General features: G+C 43.6%; 15 protein-coding genes. 8 read left to right on the top strand and 7 right to left on the bottom strand.

Going from position 1 to position 19,301, the window contains the following annotated elements; translation table 11 throughout:
* Positions 1-36: 36 nt before the first annotated feature.
* On the bottom strand, positions 37-168 hold the full coding sequence (gene psbN, locus NIES1031_RS09665; protein WP_015188789.1) for a photosystem II reaction center protein PsbN: 132 nt from the start codon (positions 166-168) through the stop codon (positions 37-39).
* A gap of 86 nt (positions 169-254) precedes the next feature.
* Between psbN and psbH the strand changes: the two genes are divergently transcribed.
* The 3 genes from psbH (at position 255) to pth (ending at position 1,565) form a co-directional block, all read left to right on the top strand.
* The gene (gene psbH / locus NIES1031_RS09660) at positions 255-464 is read left to right on the top strand and encodes a photosystem II reaction center phosphoprotein PsbH (protein WP_015188790.1); all 210 of its coding nucleotides are present in this window, start codon (positions 255-257) and stop codon (positions 462-464) included.
* 154 nt (positions 465-618) lie between these two features.
* The gene (locus NIES1031_RS09655) at positions 619-891 is read left to right on the top strand and encodes a TatA/E family twin arginine-targeting protein translocase (protein ID WP_073549206.1); all 273 of its coding nucleotides are present in this window, start codon (positions 619-621) and stop codon (positions 889-891) included.
* A gap of 35 nt (positions 892-926) precedes the next feature.
* Positions 927-1,565 (top strand): aminoacyl-tRNA hydrolase, encoded by a 639-nt coding sequence (pth, locus tag NIES1031_RS09650; protein ID WP_073549205.1) that lies wholly within the window; start codon positions 927-929, stop codon positions 1,563-1,565.
* 136 nt (positions 1,566-1,701) lie between these two features.
* On the opposite strand, the gene rpsU is transcribed toward pth, so the two are convergent.
* The 3 genes from rpsU to NIES1031_RS09635 form a co-directional block, all read right to left on the bottom strand.
* A complete protein-coding gene (gene rpsU, locus NIES1031_RS09645; RefSeq protein ID WP_015188793.1) occupies positions 1,702-1,881 on the bottom strand; it encodes a 30S ribosomal protein S21 in 180 nt (59 codons plus the stop codon).
* Positions 1,882-2,103: 222 nt separating this feature from the next.
* Positions 2,104-2,415 (bottom strand): RNA recognition motif domain-containing protein, encoded by a 312-nt coding sequence (locus tag NIES1031_RS09640; RefSeq protein WP_015188794.1) that lies wholly within the window; start codon positions 2,413-2,415, stop codon positions 2,104-2,106.
* A gap of 236 nt (positions 2,416-2,651) precedes the next feature.
* The gene (locus NIES1031_RS09635; protein ID WP_073549204.1) at positions 2,652-4,307 is read right to left on the bottom strand and encodes a transglutaminase-like domain-containing protein; all 1,656 of its coding nucleotides are present in this window, start codon (positions 4,305-4,307) and stop codon (positions 2,652-2,654) included.
* A 458-nt stretch (positions 4,308-4,765) separates the two neighbouring features.
* Between NIES1031_RS09635 and NIES1031_RS09630 the strand changes: the two genes are divergently transcribed.
* Positions 4,766-7,582: a cation-translocating P-type ATPase gene (locus NIES1031_RS09630; protein ID WP_073549203.1), complete on the top strand. Its 2,817-nt coding sequence runs from the start codon at positions 4,766-4,768 to the stop codon at positions 7,580-7,582.
* Between the two features lie 70 nt (positions 7,583-7,652).
* Positions 7,653-8,771 (top strand): DNA replication/repair protein RecF, encoded by a 1,119-nt coding sequence (recF, locus tag NIES1031_RS09625; protein ID WP_073549202.1) that lies wholly within the window; start codon positions 7,653-7,655, stop codon positions 8,769-8,771.
* 354 nt (positions 8,772-9,125) lie between these two features.
* On the opposite strand, the gene NIES1031_RS09620 is transcribed toward recF, so the two are convergent.
* Positions 9,126-9,587, bottom strand: a complete 462-nt coding sequence (locus NIES1031_RS09620) for an MgtC/SapB family protein (RefSeq protein ID WP_178378096.1) — start codon at positions 9,585-9,587, stop codon at positions 9,126-9,128.
* Positions 9,588-9,888: 301 nt separating this feature from the next.
* Here NIES1031_RS09620 and NIES1031_RS09615 point away from each other — a divergent pair, with 301 nt between their 5' ends.
* From NIES1031_RS09615 to NIES1031_RS09605, 3 genes are all read left to right on the top strand, one after another.
* Positions 9,889-12,117, top strand: a complete 2,229-nt coding sequence (locus NIES1031_RS09615) for a CHASE domain-containing sensor histidine kinase (RefSeq protein WP_073549201.1) — start codon at positions 9,889-9,891, stop codon at positions 12,115-12,117.
* Positions 12,053-14,512, top strand: a complete 2,460-nt coding sequence (locus tag NIES1031_RS09610) for a putative PEP-binding protein (protein WP_084544299.1) — start codon at positions 12,053-12,055, stop codon at positions 14,510-14,512. The genes NIES1031_RS09615 and NIES1031_RS09610 overlap by 65 nt, the downstream gene beginning before the upstream one ends.
* Before the next feature lie 715 nt (positions 14,513-15,227).
* Positions 15,228-16,673 carry a sugar transferase gene (locus NIES1031_RS09605; protein WP_073549199.1) on the top strand — a complete coding sequence of 482 codons (1,446 nt, stop codon included), beginning with the start codon at positions 15,228-15,230 and terminating at the stop codon, positions 16,671-16,673.
* Between the two features lie 54 nt (positions 16,674-16,727).
* Here NIES1031_RS09605 and NIES1031_RS09600 read toward each other — a convergent pair whose 3' ends face one another.
* Positions 16,728-18,302: an ATP-binding protein gene (locus NIES1031_RS09600; RefSeq protein ID WP_073549198.1), complete on the bottom strand. Its 1,575-nt coding sequence runs from the start codon at positions 18,300-18,302 to the stop codon at positions 16,728-16,730.
* A 113-nt stretch (positions 18,303-18,415) separates the two neighbouring features.
* On the bottom strand, positions 18,416-19,234 hold the full coding sequence (locus NIES1031_RS09595) for a CheR family methyltransferase (protein ID WP_073549197.1): 819 nt from the start codon (positions 19,232-19,234) through the stop codon (positions 18,416-18,418).
* Between the last annotated feature and the right edge of the window lie 67 nt (positions 19,235-19,301).

The raw sequence follows: 19,301 nt of genomic DNA, 5'->3' as shown, positions 1-19,301 counted from the left end.
CACTACAATAGCTCTTTCGTACTTTATGCCAAAGTCTTAGTCCTCATGGTCTTCAAAAGGATCGCTTAACTCCTTAGAAGGAGGACCAAACGAGGTATAGATTGACAACGCTGTAATCGCGATAACAATAGCAGCGAGAGAAATGCTAAGAACTGTTGCGGGTTCCATGGGCTAGATTAAAATTATGAGTGCTATTCCTATAGAATATTACAGAAGATTAAAAAATGCTGTTGCAACGAATCTTAAGGTGACTCATGGCACAACGGACTTGGTTGGGAGATATTCTCAAACCCTTGAATTCTGAATATGGTAAAGTGACCCGTGGATGGGGAACAACGCCACTGATGGCAGTATTTATGGTGTTATTTTTCGTATTTCTGCTGATTATTCTGCAAATCTACAACTCTTCTCTACTCTTTGAAAGACCAGATATTTCTCCAGATTGGACAAACATAGGTGGCTAATTCCTCTTGTAACAAAGCGGGAAACACCCATTTAATCCCGGTTCAACCGGGTTTTTTTTGAAGTTTTATACTGGATGGGTAGTGAGTGACTGGTAAAATCAGGCATATTGCCCAAAAGAGGAGTCCTGGTTTTTAAACAAAGGAGAACTGAAGCGTGAATATTTTTGGAATTGGTTTGCCAGAAATGGCTGTCATTATGATTGTGGCGCTGTTAATCTTTGGTCCTAAGAAACTACCAGAGATTGGTCGCAGTGTGGGTAAAGCAGTCCGTAGTTTTCAAGAAGCTTCTAAAGAATTTGAAAATGAATTCAAGCGCGAAGCTGAACAAATTGAGCAAGCTGTACAGACAACCGCACAACTAGAACCAAAGCAAATCGCTGCGGCTGAAACTTCAGAAAATAACACAACTTCGTCCTCACAAAGTTAAGCTTGGGATCTGAGACGAATACAAACAAGCTAGTTATGACAAAAGCGACTCCACAATCAGTGGTTATCCCGCAACTGATTGTCGGATTGGGAAATCCAGAACCAAAATACGAACAAACTCGACATAACATCGGCTTTGCGGCTGTGGATGCTTTGGCACGTTCCTGGAAAATACCGTTATCAGAAAATCGTAAATTTCAGGGAGAATTTGGCGAAGGCGTTAGCCCAAACCGTGAAAAAATTCGCTTACTTAAGCCGCTAACTTACATGAATAATTCAGGACAGGCAATTCGTGCGGTTGTTGATTGGTTTAAACTGCCTCCTGAATCAATCTTAGTGATTTACGATGATATGGATTTACCTGTTGGGAAAATCCGGTTGCGTCTATCAGGTTCAGCAGGGGGACATAATGGCATGAAAAGCGCGATTGCCCACCTCTGTACGCAAAACTTTCCCCGTCTACGAATTGGCATTGGTAAGCCGCACCAAGCTGCTAGCAATAACGGTAATACCATTTCGCATGTTTTAGGGCGATTCTCTACAACAGAAAATCAAGTAGTATCTAAACTTTTACCATTAATAGTTGACTGTGTTGAATTGTGTTTAAAGCAGGGAGTAGAAACAGCAATGAATCGCTATAACACAGTTGATCTTGCTGCGACGCAAGATTCTTAGCTTACTCAATAAAAGCGAAAACGGACTTTGCGATCACAAAATCCGCTTTTTTCACTTACACTAATGAATACTTTTGATGTTTTCCCAGTAGCTTACCGAATTCAATGAAGTCAAGCACGACTGGTAACAAAACATCTTATCTAAAACGTCTTTTCCGCCGCGCTGCTACTGCTTTACGCTTACGCTTTTCTTGCGGTGTTTCAAAATGCCGATGATATTTCACATCTGCGAGAATGCCAGCTTTTGAAACTTGGCGCTTAAATCGCCGCAAAGCTGAATCAATACCTTCATTTTCTCCTAGAACCACTTGGGTCATTATTGCTCCTTTCTGAATACAACTAATCTAATTGTAATGCGGCTTTAGGTTGATCTAAAACATAGCTTAGAGGTCAGTTATAGAGCAGAGAAAGCAAAGGAAGCTATAGCCCTGAGAAGCTTTTAGAGCAAGAACTAATAACACTCAGTGAAGTTATTGTATTGATACACTAGCCTCTAGTTCTGCTCTAGTCACTAACCACTAGCCCCCGCTTACTCTTACTTAATAACGTCCCCGCGAGAACTTACCGTTGCTGCTACCACGATTGTCACGATAACGATTGCCTTTGTCTTCACGCGGCTTCGCTTTGTTAACTTTCAAGCTACGTCCCATCCATTCAGCACCATCTAAAGCCTCAATCGCTGCGGTTTCTTCGGCTTCAGAAGACATTTCCACAAAACAAAAACCACGTGGACGACCGGTTTCGCGATCAGTGGGAACTTGAACTTGTTTGACGTTGCCGTACTCTCCAAAAACTGCAAGGATATCTTCTTGGGTAACTTGGTAGGATAAATTACCTACGTAGATCGACATTCAATATCTCCAAAAATCAATTTCGTTTGTAAAGCTCCAGTTTCGGAGATATGCCCGTCAACACAGAAAACGTTCTGTAGCAAAAACAAAGCTTTCAACCGAATCTGACTCACGGCTGCTAATTTAACACAAAATTTAGCGTGAGGGATACGGAATAAAGCGTAAGAGCAATTCAAATTTACAATATAGTCGAGGTCAGGGTTCAGAGGTCGGAGGTCAACGTCTACTGCCATATTTCACAGCGGTGGCAATTCTTCAAAAATGGTAAAGCGGATGTGGTTGATGGCAATATCACCAAGTGAAATTTCTTCGAGTGGCAAGCCTTTGCTTGTTATTGTTTCAAATGATATACCTTTACCAATTTCGATGTGATACCAAGCTAATCCCATAAAAAAGCGTGAAGGATAAGGACCGTTTTCTACCACATCATCAGGATTGGATTCCATAGGCAACCACTTATCTAACCCTGGTACGTAAAATTCTAACCAAACATGGTTAAAGTCTGGTTGTAGCGGAACGCCCCGTTGTTCGGCATAAGGAGGACACTTATAGCGACCGATTGTGCGACACGCAATACCATTAAGCCTTAACAGCGCGAGTAAAACCCCAACGTACTCGCCGCAGGAACCAATACCACGATCTAAAACAACATCGGGCGTATCAATGTGTGGTTTGATACCATAGGACAATTCATCGTAAACATAGTTACGAATTTTGTAAGCTTTACGCAAAAGATTCGTTTCGGTTCCAATTGCTTCTTTCGCCGCACGACGGACAATTAGCTGATCCATCGCTAATTCATCATCATCAACCAAGTACCGCGATTGAAATTCCGTTGATAAGTTAGGGAGATCTTCAACGTCTCTAGGAGTGAGACGATATTTGATACCGCGTACCTCGATTAATGCTCTCCAGCCAAAGATATGTCTTTCACTCGGTTGCAGACTATCAAATTTAAAGACAGCGACGCGCTGTCCTTCTACAACTTCTTCGGTAAAGGGTAAACCAATAGGTTCAACGTGTTTGACTTTTTGACGGTCAGTTTCTGCTGGTAAAGCAATGCGCCACTCAACTTGCTTTAAGGCATGAACATCTTCTAACGGAGCAATTTCCTCCGCATAGATCATCTCCAGCAAGTAGCCATTCGACAGCGCATAGTGTTCGTTGGAATTGTAGTAATAATATAAAGGATGGACAAACGTGCGATCGCGATACGTTAATTCATGCGATGGGTCGGCGTTGGGATTATCGCGGATGTAGGCTTCTTCGTCAGCATACGCAACATACAGCGTTTCTCCACCTTGATGAGCATAAAATGCTATGCCCGTAGGCGAAGCAAAAGGAGTCAACACGCTAAACTTGATATCTCCAGTGGCGCGTTCTAGGCAATAAACGCTTTGTTCTGTTGTATCGCAAACCCACAACTCTTCATCACGAACGGTGATATTTTCTACCCCGACTCCTGGCGCGTAAAACTGCGTAATTTGACGTTTTGTTTCGCGGTCAAAAATGAGAATATAACCAGTTTTTTGACACGTTACGTAAACTGTTGATGCCCACACAGCAATCCCATTCGCCGGATAGGGTAAGGTCACGAACTCTTGTAACTTAAAATCATTTAGCTGGCAAAAATACACTGTGTTTTCACGTGCCAACCAGAGTGTGTTCTCCCACCAAGATATTCCTGTGACATCGACAAATTCGAAAGTCGCGTGAGGATTGATGATTGTTGTGTTGTCGTTGGTAGGATCGATTTGTAGTAGATGTCCTTTAACCGGATCAATAGCAATAAGTTTATTGTCAACAAACACGATGCCATGCAGTGCGGCAGCGCCGATTGGTCGGATAGTTCGCCGTAGGTTGGTAGAAGAAGTGGGTGTTGCGGAAGTCATAGACACAATAAATAAGCCTTTGCCGAATGCCTGAATGCTTTAATTTACAAAAATTTGAGTAGACACCCCAAGAAACTCCAGCCTGTACTAATCTGGCTATACAGAACTCAGTTTAATGCTAAATGCGTAACAGAAATTCTGACTGTTTAGCAAGAACACTACACATTAAATAATCAGCTTTAATTTAGAAATGACACCTTGCTAATTTTGGAAACGGATAGTGGGGAGTAATTATTCTTAATTAATTACCGGCTTGACGTTACATTTATTTTTACCCTTTACTCAAAGCATGAATTTGCAAGTAGTTCACCCAGACTAAATCGTGATCGCATACCTTGCCGTCTTGCCAAAGAACTAAGTCTAGAGTGATGCTTTGAAGATAAGTTGCCATACACATAGCTCAAAGGTAGTAGCTAATCTATGATTAATGTCTATACTCCTTTGCCGAGAGCTATTTCATGTCTGCACATTCTCTGCCTAATTCAACACCTGTTTGGCACGCCTTGGATGTTGATAAGACTTTACAGCTATTAGCTAGCGATCGCTCAACGGGTTTAACCTCGGAAGAAGTACAACAAAGATTGCAAAAATACGGACTCAATGAACTGCAAGAAACGGGTGGTCGTAGTTCTTGGGTCATTTTTCTCGATCAATTCAAAAACATCATGTTAGTGATGCTGATTGCGGTGGCGATTATATCAGCATTTTTAGACTTGCAGGATAATGAATTTCCCAAAGATGCGATCGCGATTGGTTTAATTGTAGTCCTCAACGGTATCCTTGGCTATTTGCAGGAAAGTCGTGCTGAGAAAGCCTTAGCCGCGCTCAAGCGCCTTTCCGCGCCATTAGTACGCGTGATCCGTGACGGCAGAATTGTTGAAGTCGAAGCCAAAGAACTTGTCCCAGGAGATATTATGCTCTTGGAAGCAGGCGTGCAGCTAGCCGCCGATGCGCGCTTGATTGAAGAACAAAACTTACAAGTCCGCGAAGCCGCGCTGACCGGAGAAGCCCAAGCGATTGAAAAACAAGCAGATATTCAACTTCAGGAAAATACGGGAATCGGCGATCGCCTCAATATGGTATTTCAAGGCACTGAAGTTGTCCAAGGACGCGCCAAGGCAATTGTAACGGGTACAGGGATGCAAACTGAACTCGGACGCATTGCGGCAATGATTCAGTCGGTAGAAAGCGAACCAACACCGTTGCAACAGCGGATGTCACACCTAGGGAATGTGCTAGTTGGTGGATCACTCGTGTTAGTTGCTTTAGTGGTCGTGGGTGGCGTCCTGCAAAACAGTAATTTCGACCCAGCAAATCTTGACTTTGGTAACTTCAATGAATTGCTGGAAGTCTCGTTGAGTATGGCGGTTGCTGTCGTACCCGAAGGTTTACCCGCTGTCATTACTGTTACCTTAGCACTCGGAACACAGCGCATGGTACGTCGTCAAGCGTTGATTCGCAAACTACCAGCGGTCGAAACTTTGGGCAGTGTCACGACAATTTGCTCGGATAAAACGGGCACTTTGACACAAAATAAGATGGTGGTGCAAGCCGTTTATGCTAACGATAAATACTTTCAAGTCACTGGCGAAGGCTATATTCCTCATGGGCAGTTTCTGCTAGATAATCAAAACATCGAAGTTAGCGAATATCCGGTACTTCATGCTTTGCTCGTCGCTTGTGCTTTGTGTAACGACGCGGTTTTACAGCAAGAACAATCGCAGTGGATTATTCTAGGAGATCCAACCGAAGGCGCGCTACTATCGCTTGCGGGTAAAGCAGGCATAGAAAAAGACCAATGGGAAGCACGATTACCGCGTGTGGCAGAGTTTCCCTTTTCTTCGGAACGCAAGCGCATGAGCGTCATTTGCAGTACCAAGCACGAAGCACAAAATGCTTTGGCTTTTGATAATACTGGATCTTATTTAATGTTTACAAAAGGTTCACCTGAGTTAACATTAGTACGTTGTACTCAAATTCATTGCGGCGAACGCTCGATACCACTCACCGAAGCTCAACGCCAAGAAATTCTCGCGCAAAATAATGCAATGGCAGGTAAAGGGTTAAGAGTCCTAGGTTTTGCTTATAAGCCACTTGCCACGTTACCCGACGAAGGTTCTGAAGACACATCCGAGCGCGAATTAGTTTGGCTAGGATTAGTGGGAATGCTCGACGCCCCACGTCCTGAAGTCCGCGAAGCTGTGGCACGTTGTCGCGATGCTGGAATTCGCCCTGTAATGATTACCGGAGATCACCAATTAACCGCACAAGCGATCGCCACCGATTTAGGAATTGCGCAGTCAGGCGATCGCGTCCTTACAGGTCAAGAATTAGAACACATGAGCCAGCCCGAACTTGAAAAACAAGTTGATCTTGTCAGCATTTACGCGCGAGTTTCCCCAGAACACAAATTACGTATTGTCCAAGCGCTACAACGACGCGGTAGAGTTGTGGCGATGACAGGTGATGGTGTTAATGATGCACCTGCCTTAAAACAAGCTGATATCGGTATTGCGATGGGAATTACTGGTACTGATGTCAGTAAAGAAGCCAGTGACATGGTACTGCTTGATGACAACTTTGCAACTATTGTCGCCGCCACCGAAGAAGGTCGAGTTGTCTATACGAACATTCGCCGATTTATTAAATACATTCTTGGCAGTAACATCGGCGAAGTTTTAACAATTGCCGCTGCGCCATTGCTTGGTTTAGGTGGCGTCCCGTTGAGTCCACTACAGATTTTGTGGATGAATTTAGTTACTGATGGTTTACCTGCGCTTGCTTTAGCAGTAGAACCTGCCGAACCAGACGTGATGAAACGCCCTCCGTTTAGTCCGCGAGAAAGTATTTTTGCGCGCGGGCTAGGATTTTACATGGTGCGTATCGGCATTATTTTTGCGATTATTTCGATTACCTTGATGGTATGGGCTTACTACCATACGCATACACCTGAATATCCTCGCGATCCTAGAACTTGGCGAACAATGGTATTTACGACCTTGTGTTTAGCACAAATGGGTCATGCAATAGCCGTTCGTTCTAACACAAGATTAACAATCGAATTAAATCCTTTCTCAAACCGTTATTTACTCGCAGCGGTTGTCGTCACAGCAATCTTGCAACTGATGCTGGTGTATGTGCCACCACTAAGAGCCTTTTTTGATACTTTCTGGCTCAGTCCATTAGAACTCGCAATTTGCTTTGGTTTTAGTACCTTACTCTTTGTATGGGTCGAATTAGAAAAGTTATTCCTTCGTATAGTCAAAAGACACTAGGAGTGATTAGTAGCAGTTATCTGCTCCTGAAGCACCTGAAGCCCCCTTGCCCCCTGCTTCCTGAATGACTATGTACCTAAAAACTTTACATCTACAGCAGTTTCGTAACTATCAAGAGCAGTGGGTTGATTTTTTAGCACCAAAAACGATTTTGGTAGGTAATAACGCGCAAGGTAAGTCAAATTTGTTAGAGGCGGTGGAACTGCTAGCAACATTACGATCGCATCGTAGTCCGCGCGATCGCGATTTGATTCGCGATGGAGAATTGATCGGCAGAATTAGCGCGACATTAGAACGCCAAACTGGTATTACTGACTTGTCGTTAACGCTACGGCGCAATGGCAGGCGGACGGTTGCGCTCAACAGTGAAAATATGCGGCGACAAATGGACTTTTTGGGTACGCTGAATGCAGTCCAGTTTTCTAGTCTCGATCTCGATTTAGTTCGTGGTGGACCCGATCAGCGCCGTAATTGGTTAGATACTTTGTTAATTCAGCTAGAACCTGTCTACGCGCATATTTTGCAACAGTATAACCAAGTGTTACGCCAGCGAAATGCTTTGTTGAAAAAAATTCAAGGTGCAGAAGTCGGTAATCAAGGTTTAGAAGAATTAGCAGTTTGGAACGAGCAATTGGTCAGCGCTGGTATCCGAGTCATTAGAAGGCGATCGCGCGCGATCGCGCTTTTGGCTCCAGTCGCGGCTAATTGGCATGAAAGTATTAGTGGCAGTACCGAAGTGCTACAGGTGAAATATACCCCTAATGTCGTTTGGGATGAAAATCCTGAAGGATTACAACAAGCTTTTGTGGAAAAAATTGGTACTAGAGCGATCGCCGAACAGCACCAAGGTACAACTTTAGTAGGTCCGCATCGCGATGAAATTGAGTTGACGATTAATCAAACACCCGCGCGCGCCTATGGTTCCCAAGGACAGCAACGAACTTTGGTTCTCGCGCTCAAGCTTGCGGAACTCAAACTGATTGAAGAAGTCGTTGGCGAATCACCGCTATTATTACTCGATGATGTCTTAGCCGAACTCGACCTTCACCGCCAAAATCAATTACTCGATGCCATTCAAGACCGCTTTCAAACGTTGATTACAACTACGCACTTAGGCTCGTTTGATGCTCAATGGCTCAAAGCCTCTCAAATTCTCCACGTTGAATCAGGACAGATAACGCACGACTAAGGTGAGGAAGCAGAGGCTTCAGGAGCTTTTGGTGGAGGGAAGCAGAGGAGTTATACCGTTTCACGTTAAAATTACTATGACTTACGCAATCTTAGGAACCAAGACTTGGGGGCTTCCCCCCAAACCCCCTCCAAAAAGCGGCTGCTCATGAAGCCGCGATTGTTCGGGGTAGCTGTTGCGTAAAAGTCCTGATTACTACAAATGGGAAGCAGAGGAAGCAGGGGAGTAAGGAGAATTTAATGGTATTACTCGTAAAGAGTATTGAGTTTAAGACTTAATTCAATTCAAAATTCAAAACTTCATAGCGGTGAACTTCGTATCTGAAGCCGCAACTTTAGTTGTCAGGTGTCTCAATCAAATTCGGCGTTCAATTTGCTTAAATACATTGAGAACAAGTAAAGCGAGTACCGCGCTAATTAGAGCTAGCTGCCATAGTCCACATCCGGCGACAACTCCTAAAGCCGCCGAAACCCAAATCGCCGCAGCAGAAGTTAACCCGCGAATATCTCCAAGTTCGCCATCGCGATCGCGCGTTGCGCGGAGAATCTCGCCTGCACCAAGAAACCCAATACCTGCGGCAATACCTTGAATCACGCGGCTGAGTGCGTCAGGAGTGTCTGAATGAATACCCATTTGCAGTGGAATCAGTACAAAGAGGGCCGAACCAAAGCTGACAAGCATATGAGTTCGTAAGCCAGCCGGTTTTTTTCGTAGTTGGCGTTCTAAGCCAATGATTGCTCCGACAATTAGCGCAATACAGAGCCTAAAGACGACACTTCCTAGGTCACTAGGAGAAACATAGTAGGTATTTGTCAAAGTTTTTTTAACTCCAACTATCACAAATTTAACTTATACCTGATGGTAAATTAACTCTATACAACCAAAGAACTATGCCAATAGGTGAGGTTTCAACTCTAGAGGTACGCGATCGCAAAATTTATGTGTTAGTTTGTAAATCCTGATTTTTTGAGTATTTTGTTATGGCTTAAATATCGCACAAATGAAGTAATCTCCTCAAAAGGAATACTATAGATACTATAAAAAGTTCATAAAGCCGTTGGTAACTTATTTATAAGTAATTCCACTTAAATAGGCTTTTGCGCGAGTCAAACTCTTCATGGAACCGCACTTATCCTCAAAACTACATCAACTACGTCGCCCTTGGATTCCTTATTTTGTATTAGTAGTGACTTTACTACTAACTGGAATAGCAACTTACTATGTCTCACTCACCGCTAGAACCAAAGACCAATTGCGCTTTAACAATGCAGTTGAGCGTACTAAAGATGATATCCAAAATCGTTTAGATACGTATATTTCGCTGTTACGTAGTGGAAGCGGCTTATTTGCAGCGAGTGATTCTGTGACTCGCGCTGATTTTCAAGCTTATGTAGAACAATTGGAACTGCGCGATCGCTATCCAGGAATTCAAGGTATCGGGTTTAGTGTGAAAGTGACATCCGCGCAAAAAGATGCTCTCATCACCGAACTGCGTCAACAAGGAATACAACTAACGATTCGTCCAGAATACGAGCGTAGCGAGTACCATTCAATTATCTACCTCGAACCGTTAGACCGCAGAAACCAAGCCGCAATCGGGTTCGATATGTTTACAGAAAAAGTTCGCCGTGCAGCAATGGAACGGGCGCGGGACACAGGTAGTGCCGCTGCATCTGGAAAAGTCACACTCATACAAGAAATTGATAGTCACAAACAAGCGGGCTTTTTAATCTACTTTCCTGTTTACAGAAACAATTTGAGCACAAAAACAGTGCAGAAAAGACAAGCTGCCTTATTAGGATTTATTTATAGCCCTTTTCGGGCAGATGACTTACTCAATGATATTGTTAGCGAAAAACAATATTCCTATGTAGATTTTACAGTATACGATGGCACTGAAATTACTCCGGAAAACTTGCTGCATCGTTCGCATCAGGAGAACGAGAACTATCAACCCAGCTTAACAACAACAACACAAATCAATATTGCAGGACGTACCTGGAGTTTAGTTTTTACAACACGTCCTGAGTTTGCTAGTGCCTCCGAAGCAGGCTTAGCACCATACATCTTCTTCGGAGGAGTGGCGATCAGTTTGGTGTTGTTTGGACTCACGCGATCGCAAGCCCGCGCCAAAACGGTAGCCCAAAGCGCAGTCGCCCAAATGTACAAATCGCAAGCCGCACTGCGGACGAGTGAATCGCGTTTTCGCTGCTTGATTGAAGCCGATATCATCGGCATTATTACAGCTGATTTAGATGGTAAAATTCTTGAAGCCAATGATGCGTTTTTACGCATGGTGGGATATGAACAGAATGACCTCAAAGCAGGATTGCGTTGGGATCATTTGACACCAGCTGAACATCAGCATTTAGATCAACTAGCAAGTCAAGAAATTAGGACATCTGGCGCTTGTCGTCTTTTTGAAAAAGAATATATCCGCAAAGATGGTCAGCGCATTCCGGTTTTACTCGGTGGTGCAATTATTGAAGGCAGTCAAGATACTTGTATTGCTTTTGTGCTTGACCTTACGGATCGCAAAGAGTTAGAAGTTGCTTTACGCCGTCAAGCCAAAGAACTCGCCGAAGCCAATCGCCTTAAAGATGACTTTTTAGCTATAGTATCACACGAACTACGGACGCCTTTAAATGCCATGCTCGGTTGGGTGCAATTATTGCGGAGTCGTCAATTAGATGAAGCAAAAAAGGCAAAAGCCCTAGAAGTGATTGAACGCAATGCGAAAATTCAAACGCAACTTATTGAGGATCTCTTAGATACTTCGCGCTTGATGCGCGGTCAGTTACATTTACAGATGCGTTCTATTGATATATTAGGTGTTATTGAAGCTGCGATTAATACTGTACAACCAACGGCAGCAGCCAAAAAAATTCAGATCAAAACTACGACTTCTGAGGAAATTGGGTTGGTTTGGGGTGACAGTGATCGCTTGCAACAAATTGTTTGGAATCTGTTGTCAAATGCAGTGAAATTTACTCCTGAAGGCGGTGAAGTTGAAGTTAAACTGAACTGCATTGATCGCTATGTGGAAATTCAAGTCAGCGATACAGGAATTGGAATTAGCCCTGAGTTTCTACCGTATGTTTTTGATCGCTTTCGCCAAGCCGAAAGCGCAACGACGCGCTCAAGTAGCGGTTTAGGGCTGGGACTTGCGATTGTGCGTCAGCTGGTAGAATTGCACGGTGGCACTGTTGATGCTAAGAGCGTTGGATTTGGACACGGAGCGACTTTTATTGTGAAACTTCCACTGTGGAATAGGTTCCAGAATGTCGTCACCGAAGATCTCATATCGCGCCATCGAACGCGATCGCCAAAGCGAATCATACGTTAAACATGTGGAAGAAATACACTGGCTGGAGCAAATTCAACCTTCACAGCGCACTTTAGTAGGTGATCGCGCATTACAACTAAGCCAATGGCGACAGCGCGGTTTTCCGGTCAAATCAGGTTTTGTCGTATCATCGCTGGCATGGCGAACGTTTTTAGCGCAGTTTTTGAGTTCAACTGATGGTGTGCTGGATGCTTATGTTCAACTCAATATCGATGATTGGCAGCAACTACAACAAGTCGCACAAAAGTTACGTCAAGCGATCGCGCAAGAATCTTTAGTCGTTGATTTGAGTCACAAGATCGCAACAGCCGCGCAGAGTTGGACAACACTCATTTTGCATCCGGATCTTGTTTTACCAGAGGGAATACCGCAAAACTTACAAAATGCTTTGGAATCGCCAGTCAGTAATAATCATCCCGCAGCGATCGCCCAAGCCTTGCTGCGAACTTGGAGTCAGTTATTTAGTGCGAGAAATTTATTCTATTGGCGGCGGGTTGGTATTGATCTACAGCAACTTGATGTTGCTCTTCTTGTGCAGCCATTACACAATGCGATCGCCTCTGGTATACTGCACTGTCAACCCGACAGATTAGAAATTCAAGCAAGTTATGGATTAGGGCTTGCGATCGCCCGCGGCGAAGTTATCCCCGATTTTTACTTGGTAGATCCAACGGGAACAGTGCGATCGCAAACACTAGGGTACAAAACAATTGCGTATGGTGTTACTAATTTACCCGTACCAGCAGGATTCACCCACCATACATCTTTGAGCAACCAAAATGACTTGCAAGTTTATTTACTCAATGCTGCACAACAGCAACAATATGTCTTGCAACACAATTTACAGCAATTAATTCATCTAGGACAAAAATTCATTCAAGAAACGCATTCCGCGATCACGTGCGAGTGGGCGTTAGAAACCGCAGGCATTGAGCCACATTTAGTGATTACTCAATACCGCGATTCTCCAGTTGGCTTAGAAACCCGCCCTCAACCGCTTGCGCCGTCTCCAGCATTATTGCTGCAAGGGTTAGCTGCTGCGCCAGGACGTTCGATTGCACCTGCATATGTTGTTAGTGATCCTCAACAGACGCCGCACTTACCACCAGGAGTTATTGTTGTCACAACAGCGATCACACCTGATTGGCTACCGTTACTACAACACGCTGCGGGCTTTATCACCGAACACGGGGGGTTGACTTCGCACAGCGCAATCTTAGCAAGAGAATTGGGAATTCCCGCAGTCGTCAGCGTAGCGAAGGCGACACAAATTCTGCAAACAAATGATTTAATCGAGCTCGATGGAAATCAAGGTAAAATTCACCGTCTGAGAAGTCATCAAACGCGATCACATCCCATGACTTTGCTACCAGCAACCAACCGCAAAACAGGCGATCGTCTCGTATCAAATAAGCCCCACAGACAATTCGATAAATCTGTAACAAATCGTACTGTGCCAATTGCTACTCAAATTTTACTCAACCTAAGTCAGCTGCATCTATTGGATAAAGTGCAAAATCTACCAGTAGATGGCTTGGGCTTGTTGCGGTCTGAGCTTATGGTATTAAATATGCTAGAAGGTCAATCGATACTCGGATGGTTGCCACAGCGTCAGCCAGAATTACTCGAACTTTGGCAAGAACACATTACGCAGTTCGCCCGCGCCTTTGCACCAAAACCAGTAATTTATCGCTCGCTCGATTGGCGATCGCCTGAGTTTCAACTACTTTCAAATCCAGCGATCACCACAGGCTCCGGCGATCATAGCATTGTCAGCTATTTGCAAGACCCAACACTATTTGATTTAGAGATCACCGCTTTAGCAGGGGTACGGCAAGCGGGTTACGATAATATTCACTTACTTCTACCGTTTATGCGGACTGTAGAAGAATTTGTCTTCTGCCGGCAGCGAGTTGAACAAGTCGGATTAACTCAATCTCCGCAGTTTCAATTGTGGATTATGGCAGAAGTGCCATCGGTGTTATTTTTGCTTCCAGAATATGTTGCGGCTGGAGTCCAAGGCGTTTCAATTGGGACAAACGATTTAACGCAGTTACTGCTAGGAGTTAACCGCGATTTTGAGAATTTAGCAACTTTTGACGCCCGCCATCCGGTTGTCATGCGCGCGATCGCCCAAATTATTCAACAAGCGAAACAAGCACGCATTCCCTGTACGATCTGCGGTCAGGCACCTGTTTTGTATCCCGAATTAATCGATTCCTTGGTAGAGTGGGGGATTACGGCAATTTCAGTCGAAGCTGATGCGGTAGAAGTAACATATCAGGCGATCGCCCGCGCCGAACAACGCTTACTTTTGAAGAGTGCGCGTCATCAATTACACGCAAAAACTAGCAAATTTGCTACAGAACCAACAGCAGAAGATCTGGGATATTAGAGAAGGGAATTGCTAGCTTAATAAGTTGAATACAATTTAACCGCTCTCTCTTAAGGAAGGTGCAAAAAAATTCTTCTTGAAGTTCTTTTGATATAGTTGTACTCAAGAAAGCTTATGAATAATTGAGTAGAAACGCGAACCGATAGCTAAGCAATTTACAGTTTGCTGACGCTTGTATGTAAAGAGTATGTGAAGAAGGTCTGAAATTATCCTCCTTGACGCTGCTATTTGTTAAAGTTTCTGTGAAGTGTGACTTGCAATACACACTGTTTTTCCTCATTCCTGGTAATTAAAGTCATGTTTCTCTTATTATTGCAGCGTTAATCAATAACAAAAACGAGAGTCGTAAATGTAGCGATAAGTATAAAATCAAGCTAGTATGTTTACTAAACTTAACTAAATGTCTGAGATTCTGCCAAATAGAGTCACTAACTGTATGTAAACGTAAAGTTTAGTGATCTTACTCCCACACAAAAGTTAACAAAGCGAGGAACTTATTTTCCATACTTAAGTCCATGTCTCGGTAAACCCTCACACATAAGTGTTTTTTTATTGCACAACCTTCTCAAGACGAATTGAATAGATGTGTAAAAAAGTGTACCTTGTAGTGATGAATATTCCGAATTATTACTAGGGAAGCCGTAAATTAAATGAAGTTCTTGTGTAATGGTGACAACAAAAGATTTTCCTAGGTTCTAGGGTGGAGGTGCAGCTAATGACGTCTACGACTTCCTTATCAATCAACAAGTTAGATCTCCGCGCCCCCGTATTCACGAGACTACGCAGAGGCACAGGTGTTAGATGGCTGCGTGTTACATCATTGATGTCGCTTGATGCCACAATGTTATACACAGCATGGCACTTGGCAGAAAAGCTTGGCACCCCACTCGATTCTCCCTGGAACACAGCTTATAATCCGTTCTCAATTGTGCCAATCCTCGCAACTGAAATCGGGTTAATTGCAGCTAAAAAACTGTATGATACAAGGCAAGAGCGGCGCGACTACTTCAATCTTGTCAAAGCGTTAACGATCGCTCACTTACTCTTGTTACTCGCAGCATTTTTCTATCAGCCGAATGGCTTTGTTTCGCGATCTACTTTCGTTTTGTCGTGGGTGTTTAGCATATCGCTAACGTTTATTGCCCGTTTTGCATTTGATAGCACTGTAGAATACGTACGCAAGCAAGGTGCGGTTTGTTATCGTACCTTTATCATTTCGCGCCCAGAAGATCGAGAGAAAGCAAATCGACTGATTGCGCGCGAAAACTGCTACAAAGTTTTAGGCTGGGCTGATGTCAGTGCGTTAGTAGCAGATAAAGATCACCTTGACGCTACAATTGAGCAGATATGCAGTTTGGGCGTATCCGAAGTCTTTGTTTGCTCGTGGGCATCGATTAAAAGCCGGATGTTTCTTTACTGGAAACTACGGAATGCCGGAATTACGCTGCATATTTTGCCAATCGATGTTGATTTAGAAGGAATTCAAAGAAACTTAGAACTCAAGATGGTGGGTGGATTACCAGCACTCAAGCTGTCTCCCCCGTTGATTACTGGTAGTGACTTTTTGATGAAGCGTTGCTTTGATTTTATCTGTGCGACAAGCTTTGTGTTACTAGCGTCACCACTGTATCTTTTAATCGCGTTACTGATTAAAATAGACTCTCCAGGCCCTATCTTCTACAAGCAAACTCGAATTGGTTTGCACGGTAAACCATTTAAGGTGTGGAAGTTCCGAACAATGGTAGTCAATGCAGATAAGCTGCAAAAAGAACTCGAAGCCAGAAACGAAAATAAAGACGGAATTCTCTTCAAGATTAAAGACGATCCGCGAATTACAGGCGTTGGTAAGTTTCTCCGCCGTTACAGCTTGGACGAGTTACCGCAACTATTTAATGTGATGTTTGGCGAGATGAGTTTGGTAGGTCCGCGTCCGTTACCAGTTAGAGATGTCGAGAAGTTTTCCGAACATCATTTCATTCGTCAAGAAGTTTTACCAGGAATTTCAGGATTGTGGCAAGTTTCTGGTAGGTCAGATATTACAGATTTTGAGCAAGTGATCCGCCTCGATGTCACTTATATGGAAAACTGGTCACTATGGTTAGATATGCAAATCTTGTTGCAAACTGTCATGGTGATTGTGGGGAAAAAAGGCGCGTACTAACTTGATGTGTCTCTATGCATAACTATAGCTAGTCGCAACACGGCTAGCTTTTTTTTAGGAAAGCGAGGGTAAAGATTCTAATGCTGCACCTGGGACTTTTTCTAACACAGGTAGCGTTACCGTAAAAGTTGTTCCTTGCCCTTCACCTGCACTATCAACTGCAACTGTACCATGATGTAGCTCCACTAAGTGGCGGACAATACCCAATCCTAAACCTAATCCGCCGTGGCTACGCGTTGTAGTGCTGTCGCCTTGGCGAAAAGTGTCGAATACATACGGAAGAAATTCGGGACTAATACCAATACCAGTATCTTGCACGTGAATTTGCGTATACGCTGCATCAATCGTTTCTAGACGTACTGCTACGATACCGCCTTCAGGAGTAAACTTTATTGCATTTGTAAGTAAATTCCAAATGACTTGTTGTAAACGTTCAGGATCGGCACAGACAAGATTGGCGTTTGCGTCAAAATACGTTTCGAGTTGAATCGCTTTCGCCTCAGCCGCTGGGCGTACTGCGTTGATTGCAGCTTCGATGATGGGTATCAAGTTGACTGGACAAAGGTGTAACCGCAGTTTACCTTGAATAATCCGTGAAATATCGAGGATGTCCTCGATGAGTTGAGCTTGCGATTTAGCGTTGCGTTCGATTGTTTCGAGGGCTTTAGCAATCGTTTTTTCGTCAAACTTGCGCGTACGTAAAAGCCTCGCCCAGCCGAGAATCGAGTTTAGAGGGGTACGCAGTTCGTGGGATAGAACTGCGAGAAACTCATCCTTCATCCGGTTCGCAGCTTCAGCTTCGGCGCGTGCGGCTTGCTCGTAAATGAGTTTACTGCGTTCTGCTTCTGCTTGCTTGCGATCGCTAATGTCTTCTAAAGTCCCGACATAACCTATGACTTCGCCTTTGTCACATAGCATCGGCGATGATCGCAAATGTACCCAACGCAGCGTATCTTGTGCTTGGATGCGAAACTCGTTTGAGTATTCTTGTCCGCTACGAAAACACGCCGACCATTCATTAAAAATGCGATCGCGTTCTTCAAGATGAATAATTTGCCACCAATTTTCGGTAATTTGCTCGATAGTACACCCACAAATTACTTGACACCGCGAGTTCATGTACGTGCATTGTCCTGAAGTATCAATTAAAAAAATTCCTACAGGCGAATTTGCACTTAAGCGCCGAAAGCGTTCTTCACTTTTTTTGAGTTCAGCTGCTTGTCTTTCAATTTGCGCAGTTTTTTGATACAGTTCAACAAAAACTGAAACTTTGGAGGTTAAGATTTCTGGTTGAATTGGTTTAAATAAATAATCGACTGCCCCTAGCGAATAACCTCGGATTTGTAGCGTATCGCTCGTGCTAAAAGCTGTCAGAAAAATAATTGGTGTCGAGTGCGATCGCGCCCGTTGACGAATGAGTGCAGCGGTTTCAAACCCGTCCATATCAGGCATTTGCACATCGAGCAAAATAACGGCAAAATCTTGATTTAATAAGCAACGCAGTGCTTCCATCCCCGAATGCGCTTTCACGAGGTTTTGCCCCAAGCCCTCTAAAATCGCCTCCAGCGCCAAGAGATTCTCTGGATGGTCATCTACCATAAGAATATTGACTTTCGGTTCTGACGGCATTGCTTCACCTTAAGATAGACAATTTGGAAAGAGGTATCGCGGTACACCCTGAAGTTACGAAATTCTCACTTGACAATGATCTTTTTTTTAGCAAATGATGACCTGAATCGCTACTAATTGATTTTCTGATAAAGTCGCTCGCGTCCTGCTAATTGTTTATAGTATCTTTCTTGCTGGCTCAAAGACAGCGATTCTTGGTTTCCCAACCCTAAAATGCCTAACAAGCACAAACTTTCATAAAAAAGCTTGTGGACTTGCTGCTGTAGCGATTGATTAAAGTAAATAAGGACATTGCGGCACAAAATTGCATTAAATTCATTGAACGAGCGATCGCAGACAAGATTGTGTTGCGAAAAAACGATATTTTCTTTGAGAAATGCGCGAAAAATCGCACGATCATAAGCTGCGGTATAATACTCGGAAAATGATTGTTTACCTCCTGCTTGTAAATAGTATTGAGTATATTCTTGCATTAGTCGCAAAGGAAAAATTCCGGCTTTGGCAGTTCTTAATACCGTCTCATTAATATCTGTTGCGTAGATGCGACAACGATGATATATTTCTTCTTCATACAATAAAATTGCTAACGAATATACTTCCTCACCTGTTGAACACCCCGCGCACCAAATGCGGATAAACGGATAAGTTTTGAGCAAAGGTATGACTTTGTTTCGGAAGGTGAGATAAAACCTGGGATCTCGAAACATTGCAGTAACATTGACTGTCATGTAGCCAAGAAATCGCTCAACAAAAGTGCGATCGTGCAAAACTTTTTCTTGTAGTGCTGAGACATTAGCTAACTTCTCTAAATATAAAATATTCTGAATGCGGCGCTTGATAGCAACAGGGGCGTAACGGCGAAAATCAAAACCGTAATAGCGAAATATGCCTTCTAGCAATAGCTGAATTTCAATATCTTCGAGTTCGTTCATATAGCTAATTGCTAAATTAAGGTGTAAGTTGCATCCCCCACACGTAGGAGACTTTGAATGGGTTGTT

Source organism: Chroogloeocystis siderophila 5.2 s.c.1 (genome assembly GCF_001904655.1).
Classification (GTDB): domain Bacteria; phylum Cyanobacteriota; class Cyanobacteriia; order Cyanobacteriales; family Chroococcidiopsidaceae; genus Chroogloeocystis; species Chroogloeocystis siderophila.
This window is presented reverse-complemented; position numbering and strand designations above follow the sequence as displayed.